Source organism: Sinorhizobium sp. Y406 (assembly GCF_058732025.1).
In genome coordinates this window covers 437,244-454,732 of sequence record NZ_CM178975.1, presented here as the reverse complement: position 1 = coordinate 454,732, position 17,489 = coordinate 437,244, and the positions used below count along the sequence as shown (strand labels likewise).

At 61.8% G+C, this 17,489-nt stretch carries 16 protein-coding genes and 1 pseudogene; 7 read left to right on the top strand and 10 right to left on the bottom strand.

Annotated features, from left to right (window positions below; all coding sequences use genetic code 11):
• Positions 1-58 precede the first annotated feature (58 nt).
• Together ku (AC4P1R_RS19070) and ligD are read left to right on the top strand one after the other, a co-directional pair.
• A complete protein-coding gene (ku, locus tag AC4P1R_RS19070) occupies positions 59-901 on the top strand; it encodes a non-homologous end joining protein Ku (protein ID WP_151613629.1) in 843 nt (280 codons plus the stop codon).
• Positions 901-3,378 carry a DNA ligase D gene (ligD, locus tag AC4P1R_RS19065; RefSeq protein WP_151613628.1) on the top strand — a complete coding sequence of 826 codons (2,478 nt, stop codon included), beginning with the start codon at positions 901-903 and terminating at the stop codon, positions 3,376-3,378. The genes ku (AC4P1R_RS19070) and ligD overlap by 1 nt, the downstream gene beginning before the upstream one ends.
• Before the next feature lie 100 nt (positions 3,379-3,478).
• Here the strand turns inward: ligD and ku (AC4P1R_RS19060) are convergent, their stop codons facing one another.
• On the bottom strand, positions 3,479-4,291 hold the full coding sequence (gene ku / locus AC4P1R_RS19060) for a non-homologous end joining protein Ku (RefSeq protein WP_151613627.1): 813 nt from the start codon (positions 4,289-4,291) through the stop codon (positions 3,479-3,481).
• 246 nt (positions 4,292-4,537) lie between these two features.
• On the opposite strand from ku (AC4P1R_RS19060), the gene AC4P1R_RS19055 reads away from it, so the two are divergent.
• Together AC4P1R_RS19055 and AC4P1R_RS19050 are read left to right on the top strand one after the other, a co-directional pair.
• Positions 4,538-5,470 carry a VOC family protein gene (locus AC4P1R_RS19055; RefSeq protein WP_151613626.1) on the top strand — a complete coding sequence of 311 codons (933 nt, stop codon included), beginning with the start codon at positions 4,538-4,540 and terminating at the stop codon, positions 5,468-5,470.
• A gap of 120 nt (positions 5,471-5,590) precedes the next feature.
• Positions 5,591-6,193, top strand: a complete 603-nt coding sequence (locus AC4P1R_RS19050; protein ID WP_151613625.1) for an alpha/beta hydrolase — start codon at positions 5,591-5,593, stop codon at positions 6,191-6,193.
• A gap of 67 nt (positions 6,194-6,260) precedes the next feature.
• Here the strand turns inward: AC4P1R_RS19050 and AC4P1R_RS19045 are convergent, their stop codons facing one another.
• A complete protein-coding gene (locus AC4P1R_RS19045) occupies positions 6,261-6,842 on the bottom strand; it encodes a dienelactone hydrolase family protein (protein ID WP_273362090.1) in 582 nt (193 codons plus the stop codon).
• Positions 6,843-7,146: 304 nt separating this feature from the next.
• Here AC4P1R_RS19045 and AC4P1R_RS19040 point away from each other — a divergent pair, with 304 nt between their 5' ends.
• Both AC4P1R_RS19040 and AC4P1R_RS19035 read left to right on the top strand, forming a co-directional pair.
• Positions 7,147-7,386, top strand: coding sequence for a type II toxin-antitoxin system Phd/YefM family antitoxin (locus AC4P1R_RS19040; RefSeq protein WP_151613623.1), 240 nt, complete (start codon positions 7,147-7,149; stop codon positions 7,384-7,386).
• Positions 7,383-7,769, top strand: coding sequence for a type II toxin-antitoxin system VapC family toxin (locus AC4P1R_RS19035; RefSeq protein WP_151613622.1), 387 nt, complete (start codon positions 7,383-7,385; stop codon positions 7,767-7,769). Before AC4P1R_RS19040 ends, AC4P1R_RS19035 begins: the two co-directional genes overlap by 4 nt.
• A gap of 3 nt (positions 7,770-7,772) precedes the next feature.
• Here the strand turns inward: AC4P1R_RS19035 and AC4P1R_RS19030 are convergent, their stop codons facing one another.
• The 7 genes and pseudogenes from AC4P1R_RS19030 to AC4P1R_RS19000 all read right to left on the bottom strand — a co-directional run bounded on the left by AC4P1R_RS19030 (position 7,773) and on the right by AC4P1R_RS19000 (position 14,949).
• Entirely contained in the window at positions 7,773-8,003 is a 231-nt protein-coding gene (locus AC4P1R_RS19030) for a hypothetical protein (protein ID WP_151613621.1), read from the bottom strand.
• Positions 7,940-8,162 (bottom strand): annotated as a pseudogene (locus AC4P1R_RS19025) (transposase); the annotation flags it as partial. The pseudogene AC4P1R_RS19025 and the gene AC4P1R_RS19030, both read right to left, overlap by 64 nt.
• Positions 8,163-8,846: 684 nt before the next feature.
• Positions 8,847-10,256, bottom strand: coding sequence for a hypothetical protein (locus AC4P1R_RS19020; protein WP_492178487.1), 1,410 nt, complete (start codon positions 10,254-10,256; stop codon positions 8,847-8,849).
• On the bottom strand, positions 10,253-11,263 hold the full coding sequence (locus AC4P1R_RS19015) for an ABC transporter permease (protein ID WP_151613620.1): 1,011 nt from the start codon (positions 11,261-11,263) through the stop codon (positions 10,253-10,255). Before AC4P1R_RS19015 ends, AC4P1R_RS19020 begins: the two co-directional genes overlap by 4 nt.
• Complete coding sequence (locus AC4P1R_RS19010; protein WP_151613619.1) at positions 11,257-12,783, bottom strand: sugar ABC transporter ATP-binding protein; 1,527 nt, start codon at positions 12,781-12,783, stop codon at positions 11,257-11,259. The genes AC4P1R_RS19015 and AC4P1R_RS19010 overlap by 7 nt, the downstream gene beginning before the upstream one ends.
• Positions 12,784-12,846: 63 nt before the next feature.
• Entirely contained in the window at positions 12,847-13,791 is a 945-nt protein-coding gene (locus tag AC4P1R_RS19005) for an ABC transporter substrate-binding protein (RefSeq protein ID WP_151613618.1), read from the bottom strand.
• A 78-nt stretch (positions 13,792-13,869) separates the two neighbouring features.
• Entirely contained in the window at positions 13,870-14,949 is a 1,080-nt protein-coding gene (locus AC4P1R_RS19000) for a LacI family DNA-binding transcriptional regulator (RefSeq protein ID WP_151613617.1), read from the bottom strand.
• 282 nt (positions 14,950-15,231) lie between these two features.
• On the opposite strand from AC4P1R_RS19000, the gene AC4P1R_RS18995 reads away from it, so the two are divergent.
• Positions 15,232-16,320, top strand: coding sequence for a nucleotidyltransferase family protein (locus tag AC4P1R_RS18995; RefSeq protein ID WP_151613616.1), 1,089 nt, complete (start codon positions 15,232-15,234; stop codon positions 16,318-16,320).
• A 56-nt stretch (positions 16,321-16,376) separates the two neighbouring features.
• On the opposite strand, the gene AC4P1R_RS18990 is transcribed toward AC4P1R_RS18995, so the two are convergent.
• On the bottom strand, positions 16,377-17,489 hold the full coding sequence (locus AC4P1R_RS18990) for an ABC transporter permease (RefSeq protein WP_151613615.1): 1,113 nt from the start codon (positions 17,487-17,489) through the stop codon (positions 16,377-16,379).

The following is a 17,489-nucleotide window of genomic DNA, read 5'->3' as shown; positions in this document are numbered from 1 at the left end:
CCAGTGTGGAACAGCCCTGCCTGCACTGCGTTTCACTCGACAGCGTGAGGAGAAGGTTTTGGCGCTACGGGCAACATGGAAGGGGCACATCAAGCTGGCCGAGCTCACGTTTCCGGTTGCCCTGTACGCGGGGGCAACAACCTCCAAGCGCGTCTCGTTCCATGTGCTCAACCGCAAGACCGGCCACCGCGTCCATCGCCAGTATATCGACGAGCAAACGGAAAAGCCGGTCGAGAAGGAAGAGCAGGTCAAGGGCTACGAACTCGATGACGACCGGTTCGTCATTCTCGAGCCGGACGAGATCGCCGAAGCAGTCCCCGAGAGCGACAAGACGCTGCGCATCGAAGCGTTCATCGATTGCCCGCAGGTCGATACCGTCTATTTCGACAAACCCTATTTCATTGCCCCCTCCGGCTCCATCGCCACCGATCCGTTCAGCCTGCTGCGCGAGGGTATGCGCCGCAAGAAAGTGGCGGCCCTGGCAAGGGCCGTGCTGTTCAGGAGGGTGCGAACGGTGATGCTGCGGGCCCAAGGCCCCGGCCTTGTCGCCCATACCCTGAACTTTGACTATGAAGTGCGCTCGGCCGAGGAGGCCTTCAAAGACATCCCCGAGATCAAGATCGAGGGAGAAATGCTCGATCTCGCCAAGCACATCATCGATACCAAGAAGGGCGAGTTCAACCCGCGCGAGTTCGATGACCGTTACGATGAAGCGCTGGCCGAACTGGTCAAGGCCAAGATGGAGGGCCGCGCGATCAAGGCGCCCAAGCGGCCCAAGGAGGAGAAGGTCACCAGTCTCCTCGAGGCGCTGCGGCAGAGTGCGGGCGCTACCAAGGCGAAACCGCCGGCGCCGAGCAAGCGCAGGAAGGCCACATCCGAGAAGCGGCGCAAGGCGAGCTGATGTCGCTTACCGCCTATCGAAAGAAGCGCGACTTCGAGGCGACGCCAGAGCCAAAGGGCGGCTCGCGCAAGACGCCGGCCGGCGACAGCTTCGTCATCCAGAAGCATGCGGCAACCCGTCTTCACTATGACCTGCGGCTCGAGATGGATGGTGTGCTCAAGAGCTGGGCGGTAACCAGGGGACCAAGCCTTGTGCCGGGCGAAAAGCGCCTGGCCGTGCATGTCGAGGACCATCCGCTCGAATATGGCGACTTCGAGGGGACGATCCCGAAGAAGGAGTATGGCGGGGGCACGGTGATCGTCTGGGACCGTGGCCGCTGGGCGGCGGTCGGCGACGCCAGGAAAGCCTATGCCAAGGGCAATCTCGTCTTTGAACTCCATGGAGAAAAACTCGGCGGACGCTGGCACCTTGTGCGCATGGCCAAAAAGCCGCGCGACAAGAAGGAGAACTGGCTGCTGATCAAAAGCGACGACGACTTCGCCCGCACTCAGGATGAACCGGACATACTCGAGGAGCGGCCGGAATCGGTCAAAACCGGAAGGGTGATCAGCGAGGTCGAAGGAGAGGACCCCGGCTGGTCTTCCAAAGCCGGCAAGATCGAGTGGAAAGAAGCGCAGCCGCCGGCGATGCCGAAGCGCGCCAGGAAGGCCGCGTTCCCCGGCTTCATCGATCCGGCGCTCGCAACCCTCAAGGCGTCGCCACCGAGCAGCAGCAACTGGCTGCATGAGATCAAGTTCGACGGATACCGCCTCCAGGCGCATGTGCGCAACGGAAAGGCGAGCCTGCTGACGAGGAGCGGGCTGGACTGGACCAGCAAGTTCGGCACGGCGATCGCCACGGCGCTGACGAAGCTGCCGGTGGAAGATGCCATCCTCGACGGCGAAGCCATTGTCGAAGGCGCGGCCGGAGCCTCCGATTTTTCCGCCTTGCAGGCGGATCTTGCGGCCGGCAGGACCGATCGGCTGGTGCTGTTCCTCTTCGATCTCCTCTATTTCAATGGACACGATCTGCGACCCGTTCCGCTCACTGAGCGCAAGGCAACCCTTGAGCGGCTCCTCAGGCAAGCGCCGGCAGTGCTGCGCTACAGCGAACATTTCGACGAGGATGGAGATCTGATCCTTCGCCACGCCTGCCGGCTGAGCCTGGAGGGTGTCGTTTCGAAGAACAGGACCGCGCCCTATCGCTCCGGGCGCGGCAATGACTGGATCAAGGCAAAATGCTCACAGCGCCAGGAGTTCGTCGTCGCCGGCTTCGTCCCATCGACCACGTCCCCAAAGGCCATCGGTTCTCTCGTTCTCGGCTACTACGACGGCGGCGATCTCGTCTATGCCGGCAAGGTCGGGACCGGCTTTACCAGCAAGCTCGCCCATGACCTCCGCAAACGCCTCGAAAAGCTGGAGGTGCAAAAGACCCCGTTCGCCACAAAGCTCGCGGCCGCGGACGCCCGGCAGGTTCGTTTCGTCTCGCCCGAGCTTGTCGCCGAAGTCGAGTTCAGGGCGTGGACCGCGGACGGCGTCGTGCGGCACGCGTCGTTCCGGGGCTTACGCGAAGACAAGAAGCCGAAAGATGTCGTTCGGGAAACGGCCGGCGCCGGTCCGGCTATCAAAGCGACGCCCGCGGTGCGGCTGACGCACCCTGACCGCCTCTATTGGAAAGATGCCGGCGTCACCAAACAGGGACTTGCCGATTACTACTGCGATGTCTGGCCCTTCATCGGTCCCTATATCGTCAACCGTCCGCTCGCTCTGGTGCGCTGTCCGGATGGCGTCGGAGGCAGTTGCTTTTTCCAGAAGCACGCCTGGCGCGGCCAGGCCAAGGAGATCCTCAAGGCCGTCGATCCCGAGGACGACGAGCCGATCATTGCCATCGACGACCTTCCCGGACTGATCGGGCTCGTTCAGGGCGGGGTGCTGGAGATCCATCCCTGGGGATCGCAGCTTAACGAGCTCGATCGGCCCGACATGATCATCATGGACCTGGATCCCGGGCCAGGTGTGGAGTGGGCGGCGGTGATCGAGGCGGCCCATGACGTGCGCGCGCGTCTTGCCGACGCGGGACTTTCGAGCTTCGTCAAGACCTCGGGAGGCAAGGGGCTGCATGTCGTCGCGCCACTCACACCAAAGGCGAACTGGCAGGAGGTCAAGGCGTTCACCAAGAGCATCGCCGACGCGATGGCGGCCGATGATCCCGCCCGGTACGTCGCGACGGTCACCAAGGCGAAGCGAAAGGGCAAGATTCTCGTCGACTACCTGCGAAATGCCCGCGGATCGACAGCCGTTGCCCCCTATTCGACGCGGGCCCGGGAGGGAGCGGCAGTGTCGATGCCGTTGGGCTGGGACGAGCTCAGCCCCGCCGTCGGACCGGACTACTTCACGGTTGAGAATGCGCTGCCGCGACTGAACGCGCTCGACGCTGATCCCTGGGAGGATTTCTGGAAGTCGGCGGTAATCCCTTCGGTCAGGCAAAAACGAGCCTAAAGCGCGTCGCATTTAATCGCATTCGTGCAACGCGCTTTAGGTCTTTGTTTTCATGCACGTCGTTGCCCCAAAACCGCTGCACACTTTTGGACGACGTGCATTAGCTCTTGCCCTTCTTCTTTTCCTGCGAGATCGACCGCTTCAAGGCGTCCATGATGTTCACCACGTTGCTCGGCGGCTCAGGCTCGTCCCCCTTCGCGGTCTTTCGCGGCTTCTTCGCCTGCTTCTTGCGCTTGGATTCGATGATCTCCTGGAGCCGCTCCTGCACCGGATCGCGCACCAGCGATGCGGACCAGGGCGTCGTCATGCCTTCAATGACGGTGGTGATCATGGAGAGGAGCTTGGGGTCCGACTTTGCCCCGTCGATGTCCTTGAATGCGTCCTCCGGATCGCGCACCTCGTCACCATACCGGAGTGTCCACAGGACGATGCCCTTGCCGCGGGCTTCAAGCATCACGGCCCGTTCGCGCCGCGAAAGCACCAGCCGCGACATGCCGACAGTTCCCGTTTTCGCCATCGCCTCGCGAATGACGGCGAAGGCTTCCTGGGCGACTTCATCGTCCGGCATCAGGTAGTACGGGCTGTCGTACCAGATCCATTCGATGCTGTCGGCGGGAACGAACCGGTCGATGTCGATGGTGCGAGTGCTTTCGAGGGCAACAGCCTCAAGTTCCTCGTCCTCGATGATCACATGCTTGTCTGGTTCGGTCTCGTATCCCCTGACCTCATCCTCGTCCTCTACGGGCTTGTTGGTCTCCGCATCGACATACCGGCTGCGCACGGGATTTCCGGTGGCCTTGTTGATGGTCTGGAAGCGCACCTTGTTCGCCTCGCTCGTCGCCGGCGTCAGCGACACCGGGCAGGTCACGAGGGAAAGCTTCAGGTAGCCTTTCCAGTACGGGCGCGGCGCCATGTCATCTCCCTTCGCGTGGTGAGATCAACGTTTCGAGCCGCTGTTTGTTTCCATAATCTCCCGCTGGTGTGCATACTGGCGTGGGTTCCGGCACCAGATACAGCCGCCTATGGCAAACGACCGGGATTTCGCGTCAACGCTGCGTTGACAATGCGTCTGTTTGCGCGGCCTTTTCTGACATGGTCAAAGGGCGCATCTGTTCGTCACCAAAGCGCCCGGTCCAGACGGGCAGAAAGGCAGCGAGACATGCTCGACCAGATCAGAGGCCTGCATCACGTCACGTCGATGGCGGAGGATGCCCGCACCAACAATCACTTCTTCACGCAGGTGCTTGGGCTGCGCCGCGTCAAGAAGACGGTGAATTTCGACGCGCCCGATGTCTACCATCTCTATTACGGCGACGAGATCGGCACGCCCGGCACGGTAATGACCTATTTCCCGTTTCCTCAGATGCCGCGCGGCCGTGCCGGCACCGGCGAGGTCGGGACGACGGTCTTCGCCGTGCCGCAAGGGTCGCTCGGCTTCTGGCAGGATCGACTGGCAACGCTCGGCGTCACCGGGCTCAAGGAAGAGGAAAACTTCGGCGAGAAGCGGCTGAACTTCGCCGGCCCGGATGGCGATGGCTTTGCCCTGGTCGAGGTCAAGGACGATCCGCGCACACCCTGGACCGTGGGTGGGATTTCCGAAGATCATGCGATCCGCGGCTTCCATTCCGTCGCCATGCGGCTGCGCGACGAAGGCGCGACGGCCGAACTGCTCAAGTTCATGGGATACGAGGAGCTTGATCGCAAGGACGGTGTCACGCGGCTGATCGTGCCGGGCGGCAACGGCGCGCGCCTTGTCGACATCGAGACGATGCCGAACGTCAACCGGGCCGCGCAGGGCGCGGGCTCGGTGCATCACGTCGCCTTTGCCGTCGACAACCGCGAAAAGCAGCTCGAGGTGCGCAAGGCGCTGATCGATACCGGCTATCAGGTGACGCCGGTCATCGACCGCGACTATTTCTGGGCGATCTACTTCCGCACCCCGGGCGGCGTGCTTTTCGAGGTCGCGACCAACGAGCCCGGCTTCGATCGCGACGAGGATACCGCCCATCTCGGCGAGGCCTTGAAGCTGCCGCAGCAGCACAAGCACCTGCGGCCGATCCTCGAGAGCCATCTGCAGAAGCTCGAGGACTAAACGGAAATCCCGTCCCGCCCCGAGTTTTTGCCTGGGGCGGGGAAGGAAAAGAACGTCAAGACCCTGCAGCGTCCATCGTTCTAAAGGACGCACCGCGCTGTCGCGGCAAAGGAGATATCAATGCCCGATCACGGCTATGTGCATAAATTGAAGTCCGGCGCGCCCGGCAGCCCGATCCTTTTCGTCCTCCATGGTACCGGCGGCGACGAGAACCAGTTCTTCGGCTTCGGCACCGAGCTGTTGCCGGCTGCCACCATCGTGTCGCCGCGCGGCGATGTTTCGGAACATGGCGCCGCCCGCTTCTTCAAGCGAACCGGCGAGGGCGTCTACGACATGGCGGACCTCGCCCGTGCGACAGGGAAGATGGCGGGCTTCGTCAAGGCGCTGGCGGCCGAGCATAATGCCTCGGAAATCATCGGCCTCGGCTATTCGAACGGCGCCAATATTCTTGCCAATGTCATGATCGAGGAGGGTATCTTCGACAGGGCGGTTCTCATGCATCCGTTGATCCCGTTCCGGCCGAAGGACAATCCGGCGCTCGAGGGCCGGAGAGTGTTGATCACCGCCGGCGAACGCGACCCGATCTGCCCGGCGCCGCTGACGCAGGCGCTCGCCGATTATTTTATGGCGCAGAAGGCGACCCTTGAACTCGAGTGGCATTCCGGCGGCCACGACATCCGCCAGAACGAGATCGCCGCGATCGGGCGGTTCATGACGACGTGATACGGAGATTAACGAAAGCGCTGTTGCGGGACCACCGACTGAGCTCAAGCAAAGACGCCGCCATGCATCAGACGCGATCCAGGAAGTCAAGAACTCGGATGGTCAGCAGCGCGGTTGCATCCGCGTCGTACGACGGGAGCGAGCTGTCGGCGAAGTAATGCTGATCGCCGGGGTACAGGAAAAGCTCCGCATCCACGGCCTTCTCCACAATCTCGCGGGCGGCGTCGATGTCGCCCTCGCCGACGAAGATCGGGTCGTTGTCCATGCCGTGAATCTGGACCGCGACGCCGTCCGGCCAGGGTCCAAAGGCCCACTCGCCACTGATCGGCAGGCAAGAGTGGAAGAGTAGGGCTCCGCGGGCTCCGGGCCGTGTCTGTGCAAGCTTCTGTGCCGGCAGCACGCCGAACGAGAACCCGGCATAGACGAGCTCGGGAGGCAGTTCGTCGGCGACGCGGACGCCGCACTCACGAATGCCGTCGAATCCGATCTCACCGATGTAGGCGAGACCCTCGTCGATACTTTTAAACGTGCGTCCGTCGAACAGGTCCGGCGTGTGCACGATGTGACCGCTGGCGCGCAAGTCGTCGGCGAATGCGCGGACGCCGGGGGTCAGCCCCTGTGCGTGGTGGAACAGCAAGACCTCAGCCATAAGGAGCCTCCGGGTGGGATGGTCGGGCGCACGTTCGATAACTCTACAGCGCCGTCGCCTCGACGGGAAGAATGTACACACGTTTCAGGAAACGTTTGCGGCCCAAGGTCAACGCAAGATAGATCGAGTTCGGTGAATTAGAGCCGTTCACGAACACCGGCGAAGCCGCGGCCCCCGATCCGGCTACAGGGTCGAATTTTTGACCGGGTCAGCGACGACTACCTGGACCAACCGGCTGGCTTGAACAACAAGTGGTAGTAGACTAAGTTTACTAAACTAAGTTTATTATGCTCGGAGATCATCGGTGGAAACGATCAATATCCACGAGGCGAAAACCCACCTGTCACGTCTGGTTGAGAAGGCTGCGCGCGGTGAGCCCTTCATTATTGCCAAGGCGGGAAAACCAATGGTGAAGGTCGTGCCGATCGAGCAGCCGCCGCAGGGTGAAAAGCGTCGCCTTGGCTTTCTCGCGGGCCAGATCCGTGTTCCGGACGATTTTGACGGGATGGCCACTGACGAGATAGAGAAGCTTTTCGGCGAATGAACCTTCTTCTCGACACGCATATCCTCCTCTGGGCAGCCGGTGATCCAAGCCGGTTGCCGGCGGAGGCGCGACACCTTATCGAGAACCGCGAAAACCTCCTGTATTTCAGTGCCGCGAGTCTTTGGGAGATCGCCATCAAACGTCGGCTCGGGCGGGCGGACCTCGAAGTGGAGCCCCGGATCCTGCGTCGCAGCCTGCTCGACAACGGCTATGAGGAACTGGCCGTGAATGGCGCCCATGCGGTTGCGATCGATCAACTGCCCCCGATCCACAAGGACCCCTTCGACCGCATCCTGGTCGCCCAGTCGATGGTCGATGGTTTGCTGTTGCTCACATCAGATGAAATCGTCGGACGCTATCCGGGGCCGATCCGGCTCGTCTGAGCTTCACTCCAGCCGCCGGCGGAAGAGCCAGGCGGCGGCGGAGAGGGTGACGACGGAAATCAGGCAGAGCGGGGCCGTCTGGCGCGCGACCTCGGCAAGCGGCAGGTCCTTGAGAGTCGGACTCGAAAAGAGCTCAATGGTAGCAATACCTTGAGAAACGTCGGGTGATGTCGCCGTTTCCGCTTGTCGCCCGTATAGCCGCCATCGGCAAAGACGTGCAGCAACCAGGGCCATCGTGGCGGATGGGTTTCAACCGGTCCGGCAACCGTCCCGGTCCTGAATGTCAGCGCTATCGACCATGAGACCGACCATCAGGCCGAGCATCTCGGCAATGATGTGGCGCTTGCGCCCCTTGATCTTTTTTCCGGCATGATACCCCCGAGTGCCGGTGGAGGCGTTCATCCAGACCGGCGAACGCGCGGCGCTTTCCTATCTGATCAGGCCGCTCGCCGATCAGATTGCCCAGGAAAGGGAGCGTTAGAAATCTCCGCCTAACAGCTCAGAGCTTAGGAGGACCTGGGCATTTCCAATGTCGCTGGGGTCGTCATACGACTGGAGCGCGAGAAGTGCATATTCCTGGACGCTTAATCGATCCTAGTCGACCGACTTTTCAGCAAGGGATACACAATTGACAACAAGGTTGTCATTGCCTTTCGCGGCACCGATCAAATCATCGGCGATGCCCTAAGCAGATACTCAAACGCTATCGGCTTCGTCACTTCAGCCCAGTCATTGCTTGCACTACAATTCCACGATCAAGTTGCCAGCGTTCTGTCGATCAAGGAGAACATCCTGAAGACGGGGTCGTCGGCGCGGTTGGCGAAATCGTTTTTCGGTAATCGCAGAAACGTTACAAGCGACCGACCGGTTGCAGTCCCCGCCGCATATGTCGGTCCGTACGGGGGGAGAACAAGAACTGTTCCCCCGGACACGCTAAGGCCGAACGGATTGTGAACATCATGCGTTCCAGAGCACATGTCCGGGGAACCCCAACGGCCTGATTGTTCTGACCCAGGCCACTCTGATCTGGCAGGAGGGGAGGGGATAAACGTGGCGAAGCGGGATCGGCCTGGACACTCAATTCGCAGATCCATTCACCGCGACATGTGGAGGCTGTTCGAGTTGGTCAGCCACGACCTTCCAGTTTTCTGCGAACGTGCCATAGGCGGTCTTGATGTCCACTCCGACCGGGAGCTCCGGACATTCGTTTTCGCCGTTGCTGCCCCAGTTCACCCAGCCCGATTGTTTACGCTGCACGATCTGGAACGCGCCGGAGGGTTCCGAGGTCCACCAGACCATCGCACGACCGCTCGCCTCGTGGAGCTCCGCCGTCTTGTTCGCGGCACCCTGAAAGATCGTCTCATGAGGCATGGCCGAGACGTTCACCGGCTCGGATGAAATCTCCCAAACGCGCGAGGTCAGGTCGGCCTTCATATGAGACTCTGCCCGCACTCGGCCAAGACGCTCGCGGATCTCGTCATCGCTGAGCACGCCCTCCCAGGTGCAGAACATACGCCAGTAGAGATCCCAATGCGCGGCCTCGATGTCCTTAAGTTCACGCCGGAACTCGGCGAATTTGGGGTTATCCTCAGTCGAGGTTTCCAGGGTATCGCGCACCATCTCGACTAATTCGCCCGCATAGGGATCGCCTGACCGATAGACCGTGCCCTGATAAGCGGCGAAACGGTCAAAGACCAGCTCGCCTTGCCCGCCTTCGAACTCGTCGCCGACGGTAATCTTGTTGTCTACCGACCGTCCGTTGATCACAGTGCGGAAGGGATCGACCAGGTAGCGACGCTGGAAAAACGGCGTACCGTGGGTGAATATCCAGTCAATGGTAAAGGACTTGCCTTTGAGTTCATCGAGCAGCCCGTCGGGGATAGTGCCCTTCATTCGGTAATGATGCATTACCGGCCCCTTCTCGATGGTCTCGATCTCGACGACGGTGTGCTCTGGTGGGTTGATTAGGCCGTTCTCAGGCGTAAAGAACGGGCCGTAGAAGCCGCCGATGGCGTTGTTTCCAGAGGGGAGCAGCTCGAGTCCGTCTTCGGTACCACGGAAATGCCGGAGCCCCCACTTCGACGCGCCGGTGCCCTGCGCGGTACCAGAACACATTTCAAGGTCGAAGGCTCCGGTGTCAAGCCGGACGAAGCAATCCGCCTCCTTGCCGGGAAGCTCGGCGATGCCCGTGGGCGACGCCTCCTCGCAGGGGCCGGTAAGCCGCAGGCTCGCGCTTCCCTCGAAGCTTAGGGTAACGACGAGGGCGGTGCTGTCCGTACTCGAGCGGGTGGCGAGCCGCTGGCAAAGCACGCGCTCGCCGGTCGCAGTCTCTGCCCACCAGAGCGGGGCGTCCACCCGGACCGGCACTTCGAAGATTATGGGTTCGGACCGGCGCATGCCCGGAACGGGGTCGGTAATCGTCACTACGGTTCCTGCGAGGTCGGCAGCGTCGGTCAGCGTGCTGACGGTTGCGTTGGCCGGGGTCATTTCTTTCTCCAAACCGTGAAGAGCTGCGGGCGTTGCTTAAGGCTGTCGATGGAAACCGCAAAGATGATAACCATCCCTTTGATCAGAAGCTGGGTGAAGAAGGGTACATTGAGCAGGATCAAGCCCGTGGTCAGCACGCCGAGGATGACGCTGCCGATGAGCGTGCCGATGATCCGCCCGCGGCCGCCAGCAAGCGCGGTGCCACCAAGGACGACCGCCGCGATTGCGTCGAGTTCATAGCCCTCGCCCGCCGTCGGCTGGGCCGAGATGACGCGGGCCGCGAAGATCAACCCCGCAAGCCCGGCACAGGTTCCCGCGATCACGTAGACCGAGGTGAGGATGCGGCTGACCTTGATCCCGGCGAGCCGCGCGGCCTTGGGATTGCCGCCCACAGCATAGACGTGACGGCCAAAGCGGGTGCGTTCGAGCAGATACCAGGCGACGAGGTAGACGGCGATCATCACGTAGACCGGGATTGGGATGCCGACGAAATAGCCGCTGCCGAGCGCCTTGAAGCTCAGGCTCGACGAAACGATCGGCTGTCCCGCGGTCAGCGTATAGGCGAGCCCACGCAGGAAGGTCATCGTCCCGAGGGAGACGATGAAAGGCGCGAGCGCGAGATATGCCGAAAGCGCGCCGTTCACCAGACCGCAGAGCGCTCCGGTGCCGACTCCGATGAGGATGGCGAGCGGTGCAGGTATGCCCCCGATGGCAGCGAGCACCGCGACGACTCCCGAAACCGCGACAGTGGAGCCGACTGACAGGTCGATCCCCCCGGTCAGGATGACGAAGGTCATTCCCGCGGCAAGGATCGCGTTGATCGAGATCGCCCGCAGGATGTTGAGCAGGTTGTCCACCCGCGTGAAGTTCGGCGCGACCAGCGCCATGAAGATCACGAGTCCGGCGAGCACCACGAGGATGCCCACGCGGTCCCACCACCTGGCAAAATCGAAGGGGGCCCGGGCGTTCTGGGTCTGGGATTGCTGTTTGTCGATAGCGGTTAGCATTTTGTCACCTCCTCCTCTGCGGTAGCGTCATATTTGATTGCACCGGTCGCGTGGAGCATCACGATTTCCTCCGTCGCCTCCCGCGATGGCATTTGATGAACGATCCGGCCGTTGCGCATCACTAGCAGCCGGTCGCCGATGCCGATGGCTTCCGGCAGGTCGGAAGAGATCACTAGGATCGCCTTGCCGCTGCGGGCGAGCCTGTCGATCAAGTCATAGATTTCCCGCTTGGCACCGATGTCCACGCCCCGCGTGGGTTCGTCGAAGATCAGGACCTCGCAGTCGCGCATCAGCCAGCGCGCCACCGCCACCTTTTGCTGGTTGCCGCCAGACAACGCATCGACTGCTAAGTCGATAGCGTTCCGGCGCAGGTGGAGCTGATCCATCCTCTCGAACACCTCGGCGCGGCGCTCTGCCCGGCGGATCCGGCCAAAACTCGACAGCCGATCGAGGCTGGAAACCGCGATGTTGTCGAGGACCGAGTGTTCGAGGAAAAGGCCCTCGTACTTGCGGTCCTCCGGCACCATGCCGATCCCGTCGAGGATCGCATCCGAGGGATCACGCGGCCTGCTCGGGCGGCCCGCGATCAGGACCTCGCCGGCGTTGCGCTGGTCCGCCCCAAAGATCATGCGCGCGGTCTCGGTTCGACCCGAACCTATGAGGCCGGCCATGCAGACGACCTCGCCGGCATGGACCGTCAGGTCGACCGGGCCAACTCCATTTCCAGCCAGACCGCGTACTTCAAGAAGCTGCGCGCCAGGAGTGCGGAGTTCGTGGTGATAGAGATCCTCGATGTTGCGCCCGACCATCATCGAGACGACCTCGGCCTCGGTCAGTTCCCTGGCGTCACCGGTTCCAATATGGGCTCCGTCGCGCAGCACCGATATGCGGTCGGCCAGTCGCCAAACCTCTTCCATTCGGTGCGAAATGTAGATGAGGCCTACACCTTCTCGGCGCATCTTTTCGATGAGAACGTAGAGCTCCTGCGATTCCTGCCGCGACAGTGCGGCGGTGGGTTCGTCGAGCACGAGGATGCGCGCGTTTTCGCTCACCGCGCGCGCAATTTCGACCATCTGCTGCATGCCCACGCTGAGCGACCCGAGTTCGCGGGTTGGGTCAATGTCGGCGTGAATTCGAGCGAGCTTATCGCGCGCATCGCTCAGCATTTTCCGTCGATCAAGAATCCCGAACCGTCCTTTGGGTTCCTTGCCCAGGGCGAGATTTTCGGCCACCGTCATGTAGGGGACGGTGTTGAGTTCCTGGTGGATGATGGCGATGCCGTTGCTGCTCGCGTCCGCTGGTGTCCGCACCTCGACGTCCTGCCCGTCGATCAAAATGCGGCCCGTGTCGGCGGGAACGTTACCTGCAAGTATCTTCATCAGCGTCGACTTGCCCGCGCCGTTTTCGCCCATAAGGGCGTGGACTTCGCCAGCGAAGAGGTCCAGTGACACGTCGTTCAGGGCCAGCGTGCCACCATAGCGCTTGGAAACGCGATCGAGTTGTAGAAGGGGAGCAGTCATCGTCTGACCTCCAGTTCGGGGGTGCGGGCAATGGAGCCGCCCGCACCATCCTTGTTATGCGAATTACCAGCCCGAATATTCGCCCACGTTGTCACGCGTGACGAGTTCGCTGGGGATCAGGATGGTGGTCTCGGCGGGCAGTTTCCCTGCGACCATATCCTGCGCAAGCCGTACGGCTTCCGTCACCATCTTGCCTGGGTTCTGGGTGGCAGTGCCGATGAAGGGCGAACCTTCCCGGGTCAGTTCGGCCACCGCCTCGGGACTGCCATCGACGCCGGTCACGATGATCTGCTTGGCTTTGCCCGCCTGTTCCACGGCAAGCACGGCCCCGAGCGCCGAGGGGTCGTTCATTCCGAAGATGCCGGTCACGTCCGGGTTCGCCGTGAGCATGTCGGTGGTTACGAGAAGGCCTGAAGCGCGGTCGTTCTTCGACGACTGCTGACCGACGATCTTGATACCCGGATAGTCCTCTGCGACCTTCTTGCAACCGTCGATCCGGTCGATGATCGTCTGAATCGGCGTGCCGTCGACCAGCAGGACCTGGCCTTTGCCGCCCATCTGGTCGAAGAGGTATTTGCAGGATTTCATCCCCGCCTGCACGGCGTCGGTCATGATGACCGCGTCGGCACCTTTCGCAGGCGTATCCACGGCAATCACGATGATCCCGGCCTCTTTCGCCTTAATGATCGCAGGCTCGATCCCGCCTCCGTCAACCGCGGAGACGATGATCAGGTCAACGCCCTGTTGAATGAAGGCGTCGATCTGATTGTATTGCGCCGAAAGGTCGAGTTGGGCGTCCTGTACGTTAAGCTCGGCGCCAATTTCCTCGGCTGCGCCGCGGCCACCACGGTCCATCGCCGAGAAGAAAGGATTGGACATGTCCTGCACCATAAGGCCGATCTTTTCGATCTTGTCGGGCATCGATTGTGCCGTCGCGGTGCTTGCCAGCAGGCCGCACGTAACCATTGCGCCGACATAGCCGGCGCGGCGGAAAGCGTTAAATCGCATAGGTTCTCCTCCAGTGATTCCAGCTTGGATTGCCGAGATTGGGTCGCTGGTGTCCCGTCCCGGTTGGCTTTTGGCGCGTCAGGTGTCGCTCGCCTCCTCTGCGCCACAACCGCAGGACCGTCGGACGATAAGCCCGACCGGCACTTGCTGTTTGAATTCGTCGCGATAGCTGGGGGCGGCGGTTTCGCCGCTTTTGCCCGCTTCGATCTGCTCGCCGATGATCCGGATCAGAGTTTCCGCTGCCCGCCGGCCAATTTCCTCGGAACGTTCGTCGAGGACCGTGAGTGGCGGTTCGATAAAGGGAGCCCAAGAAAAATCGTCATAGCTCACGATAGGCATATCATGCGGTACGATGATTCCGCGCTCGCGCATTGTGGTCAACGCGCCGAGTAGCAGTGGGCTATTTCCTGCGATTAAGACCTCGGGCAGTTTTCCGCCGCGCGCATCAAACGCGTCAGAAAGGATCTGTCTTGCGGAGGCCGCGTCGTTTGCGCTCTCAATGACTTGCACCTCGGCCCCGCACCGCCGCGCGGCCTCGCGCAAGCCCCGTTCGCGGTCCTCCCGACTAGACCAGATGCCTGGATAGACAAGAAAAAGCCAATCCATGTAGCCGTGTTCGGCAAGGTGCTCACCGACCAATAGGCTGGCGTTGTAATTGTCGGTCGTTACGCTCGGCAGATGCGCCATGCCCTCGGGTGGCGATGAGTCGACAAAGACAACCGGGATGTCCCACTGTGCGAGCCGCTCAATGCTCTCGGGCTTGAGCGTCAAGGTCGAGATCACTCCGGACATCCGCGCTTCCAGCAAACGCTGGATCGTACGGTCCTCAAGACCCTCGTCATACACACCGTTTATCGCGATATCCATCAGGACCACCGACTGGTTCGTGTCCTGCATGGCCCGCTGTATGCCGTTCATCATGTCGAGGTAATAGGCGTTGGTAGTTCCCGCCGTGATGACGGCGACGGAGGATCTGACGGACCCGCGCAGTTCCTGCGCCGCGAGGTTAGCGACGTAGCCTAGACTGCGCGCGACCGCGAGTACGTGATCACGGCTCTTCGCGGACACGCCCTTGCCGCCGTTAAGCGCCTTCGAAACGGTAAATGTCGACAGCCCTGCCTCGTTGGCAATATCGTGCAATGTCACCCGGGGTGGCACGTTCAGCTCCTCACCTAAACGTTTATGTTCTCCTCAAGCCGATACATAAACGTTTAGGCTCCCTTGTGTCAATAGGTGTCTTGGCAGTGTTCCAATCGACGTAGACCATTGCGGCTTCCCGGAAGAATCCTGCGCGCCGCGTGATGTTCATGTTCCGTACGGCCTTAGCGTGTCTGGGAGAACAGATCTTGTTCTGACCCCCATATGACGGCCCTCTTGCAACCACTGCCTCGCCAGCTATATCTTTTCCCAAAAAAGGTATAACACCGACAGGTGAGCGGCGTGAAGCAGATCGATCTCGTGTACCAGACGATGCTCGCCGAGCTCGGCCAGCGCTCGCTCGACGCGGCTTGGACAGCCGACTTCCCTCCGGAAGGCCGCTTCACGCCAGTCACTGTGAAGGGGAGGACGTACTGGTACTTCGACATCCCGGATGGGCAAGGCGGCAAGACACGTCGTTACGTCGGTCCTGCCGACGATCAGGACATCGCGCAGCGAGTGGAGACCCATAAGCGGGAGAAGGACGACCTCCGCGCCCGTAGGCGCATGGTCAGCAGCCTGACGCGCGAGGGAGGGATGATCGCTCCCGACAGCATGTCCGGCGATGTCATCGAGGCGCTGGCTGCAGGCGGCTTTTTCCGGCTCCGGGGCGTCCTCATAGGGACGGTCGCCTTTCAGACCTACTCCGGAATCCTCGGGGTGCGCCTGCCAATGGCGGCGATCCTGACCGGGGATGCTGACGTCGCCCAGGACTACGCCGTCTCGTCCGAGGTCGACGACAGCCTGCCTCCTATCCTCGAACTGGTGCAGTCGGTCGATCCGACATTCCGCCCCGTCCCGCATAGATCGGGGGCCGCGGCTTCGTCGGCGTTCGTGAACGGCTCCGGCTACAGGGTCGAATTCTTGACCACCAACCGAGGCAGCGACGACTGCCTGGATCAGCCGGCGAAGATGCCCGCTCTCGGCGGGGCTAGCGCCGATCCGCTTCGCTTTCTCGACTTCCTCACCCGGGATCCCGTCAGGACGATGCTGCTGCACAAGAGCGGCGTCCCTGTAACGGTCCCTGATCCGTCCCGGTACGCTGTCCACAAGCTTATCGTGGCGAGCCGTCGGCAATACGGCGGGCAAGGGTCCGTGAAGCGCAACAAGGACATCCGACAAGCTGCGCTCCTGTTCGAAGCCCTCCAGCAGACGAGGAGGACATCCGATCTGGCGCTTGTCTACAATGAAGCGTGGGAACGCGGGCACGCGTGGCAGGAAGGCATCAGGGCAGGGGCGGGGATGCTCACCGACGAGGATAGGAACCGTCTTGGAGACTGTCTCAGGGCAGGGGCCATGCAGATCGGCGAAGACATCACCATGCCGTTCTAGCGGGACGGGCGGAAGCGTCGGGCGCTATCCCGGTCCCATCCGGCTCGTCTGAACCTTCACTCCAGCCGCCGGCGGAAGAGCCAGGCGGCGGCGGAGAGGGTGACGAGGGCGATCAGGCAGAGCGGGGCCGTCTGGCGCGCAACCTCGGCAAGCGGCAGGTCCTTGAGGAATACGCCCTTCACGATCACCAGGAAGTAGCGCAGCGGATTGATGAATGTCACCGGCTGCAGCCAGCCTGGCATGTTCTCGATCGGGGTGGCGAAGCCGGAAAGCAGCATCGCAGGCACCATGAACAGAAAGGCGCCGAGGATGGCCTGCTGCTGCGTCATCGAGAGCGCGGATATGAACAGACCGATGCCGACGACGGCGGCGAGATAGAAGACGGCACTGCCGTAAAGCAGGAACAGCGAGCCGCGTAATGGCACACCGAAGATGAAGACGGCCGCCAGAATATAGATCGTGATATGGAAGAGCCCGATCATCATCGGCGGGATGAGTTTGCCGAGGAGGATCTCATGCGTGCGCAGCGGCGAGACGATCAGCTGGTCGAAGGTGCCGAGCTCGCGCTCGCGGGCGACCGATAGCGCCGTGACGATGAGACCGATCAGAAGCGCGATGCTCGCCACCAGGTTCGGCACCATGAACCATTGATAGGTGAGGTTGGGGTTGAACCAATTGCGTGCCTCGACCCTGACCGAATCGGAAACGGCGCGCTCGCCCGCTGGCGTCCTGGCTGCAAGCGTTCCGACAATGCGGCCGAGATAGCCGGAAACGATTTGCGAAGCATTGGAGCGCCTTCCGTCGAGGATCACCTGCACTTTCGCCGGCCGCCCCGCTTCTATGTCGCGCGAGAAGCCGGGACCGATCTCGATCGCCGCGAGAGCGCGTTGCGCATCGATCGCCTGGCGGACCTCCCCCGGGCTCAACGCAAAGCTGATCGTGCGGAAGGTCGGGGACCCGCCGATCTCCTGCACCAATTCCTGGCTCCAATGGCCCGCATCACGGTTCAGCACGATGAGATCGACATTCTTCACTTCGAGCGTTGCCGCATAGGAGAAGACGAGGAGCTGGATGATAGGGGGGCCGATGAGAATGGTCCGGCCCTTCGGGTCGCGCAGGACGGCCAGCAGCTCCTTGACGATCAGCGCTTTCAGTCTTGCCCACCACAT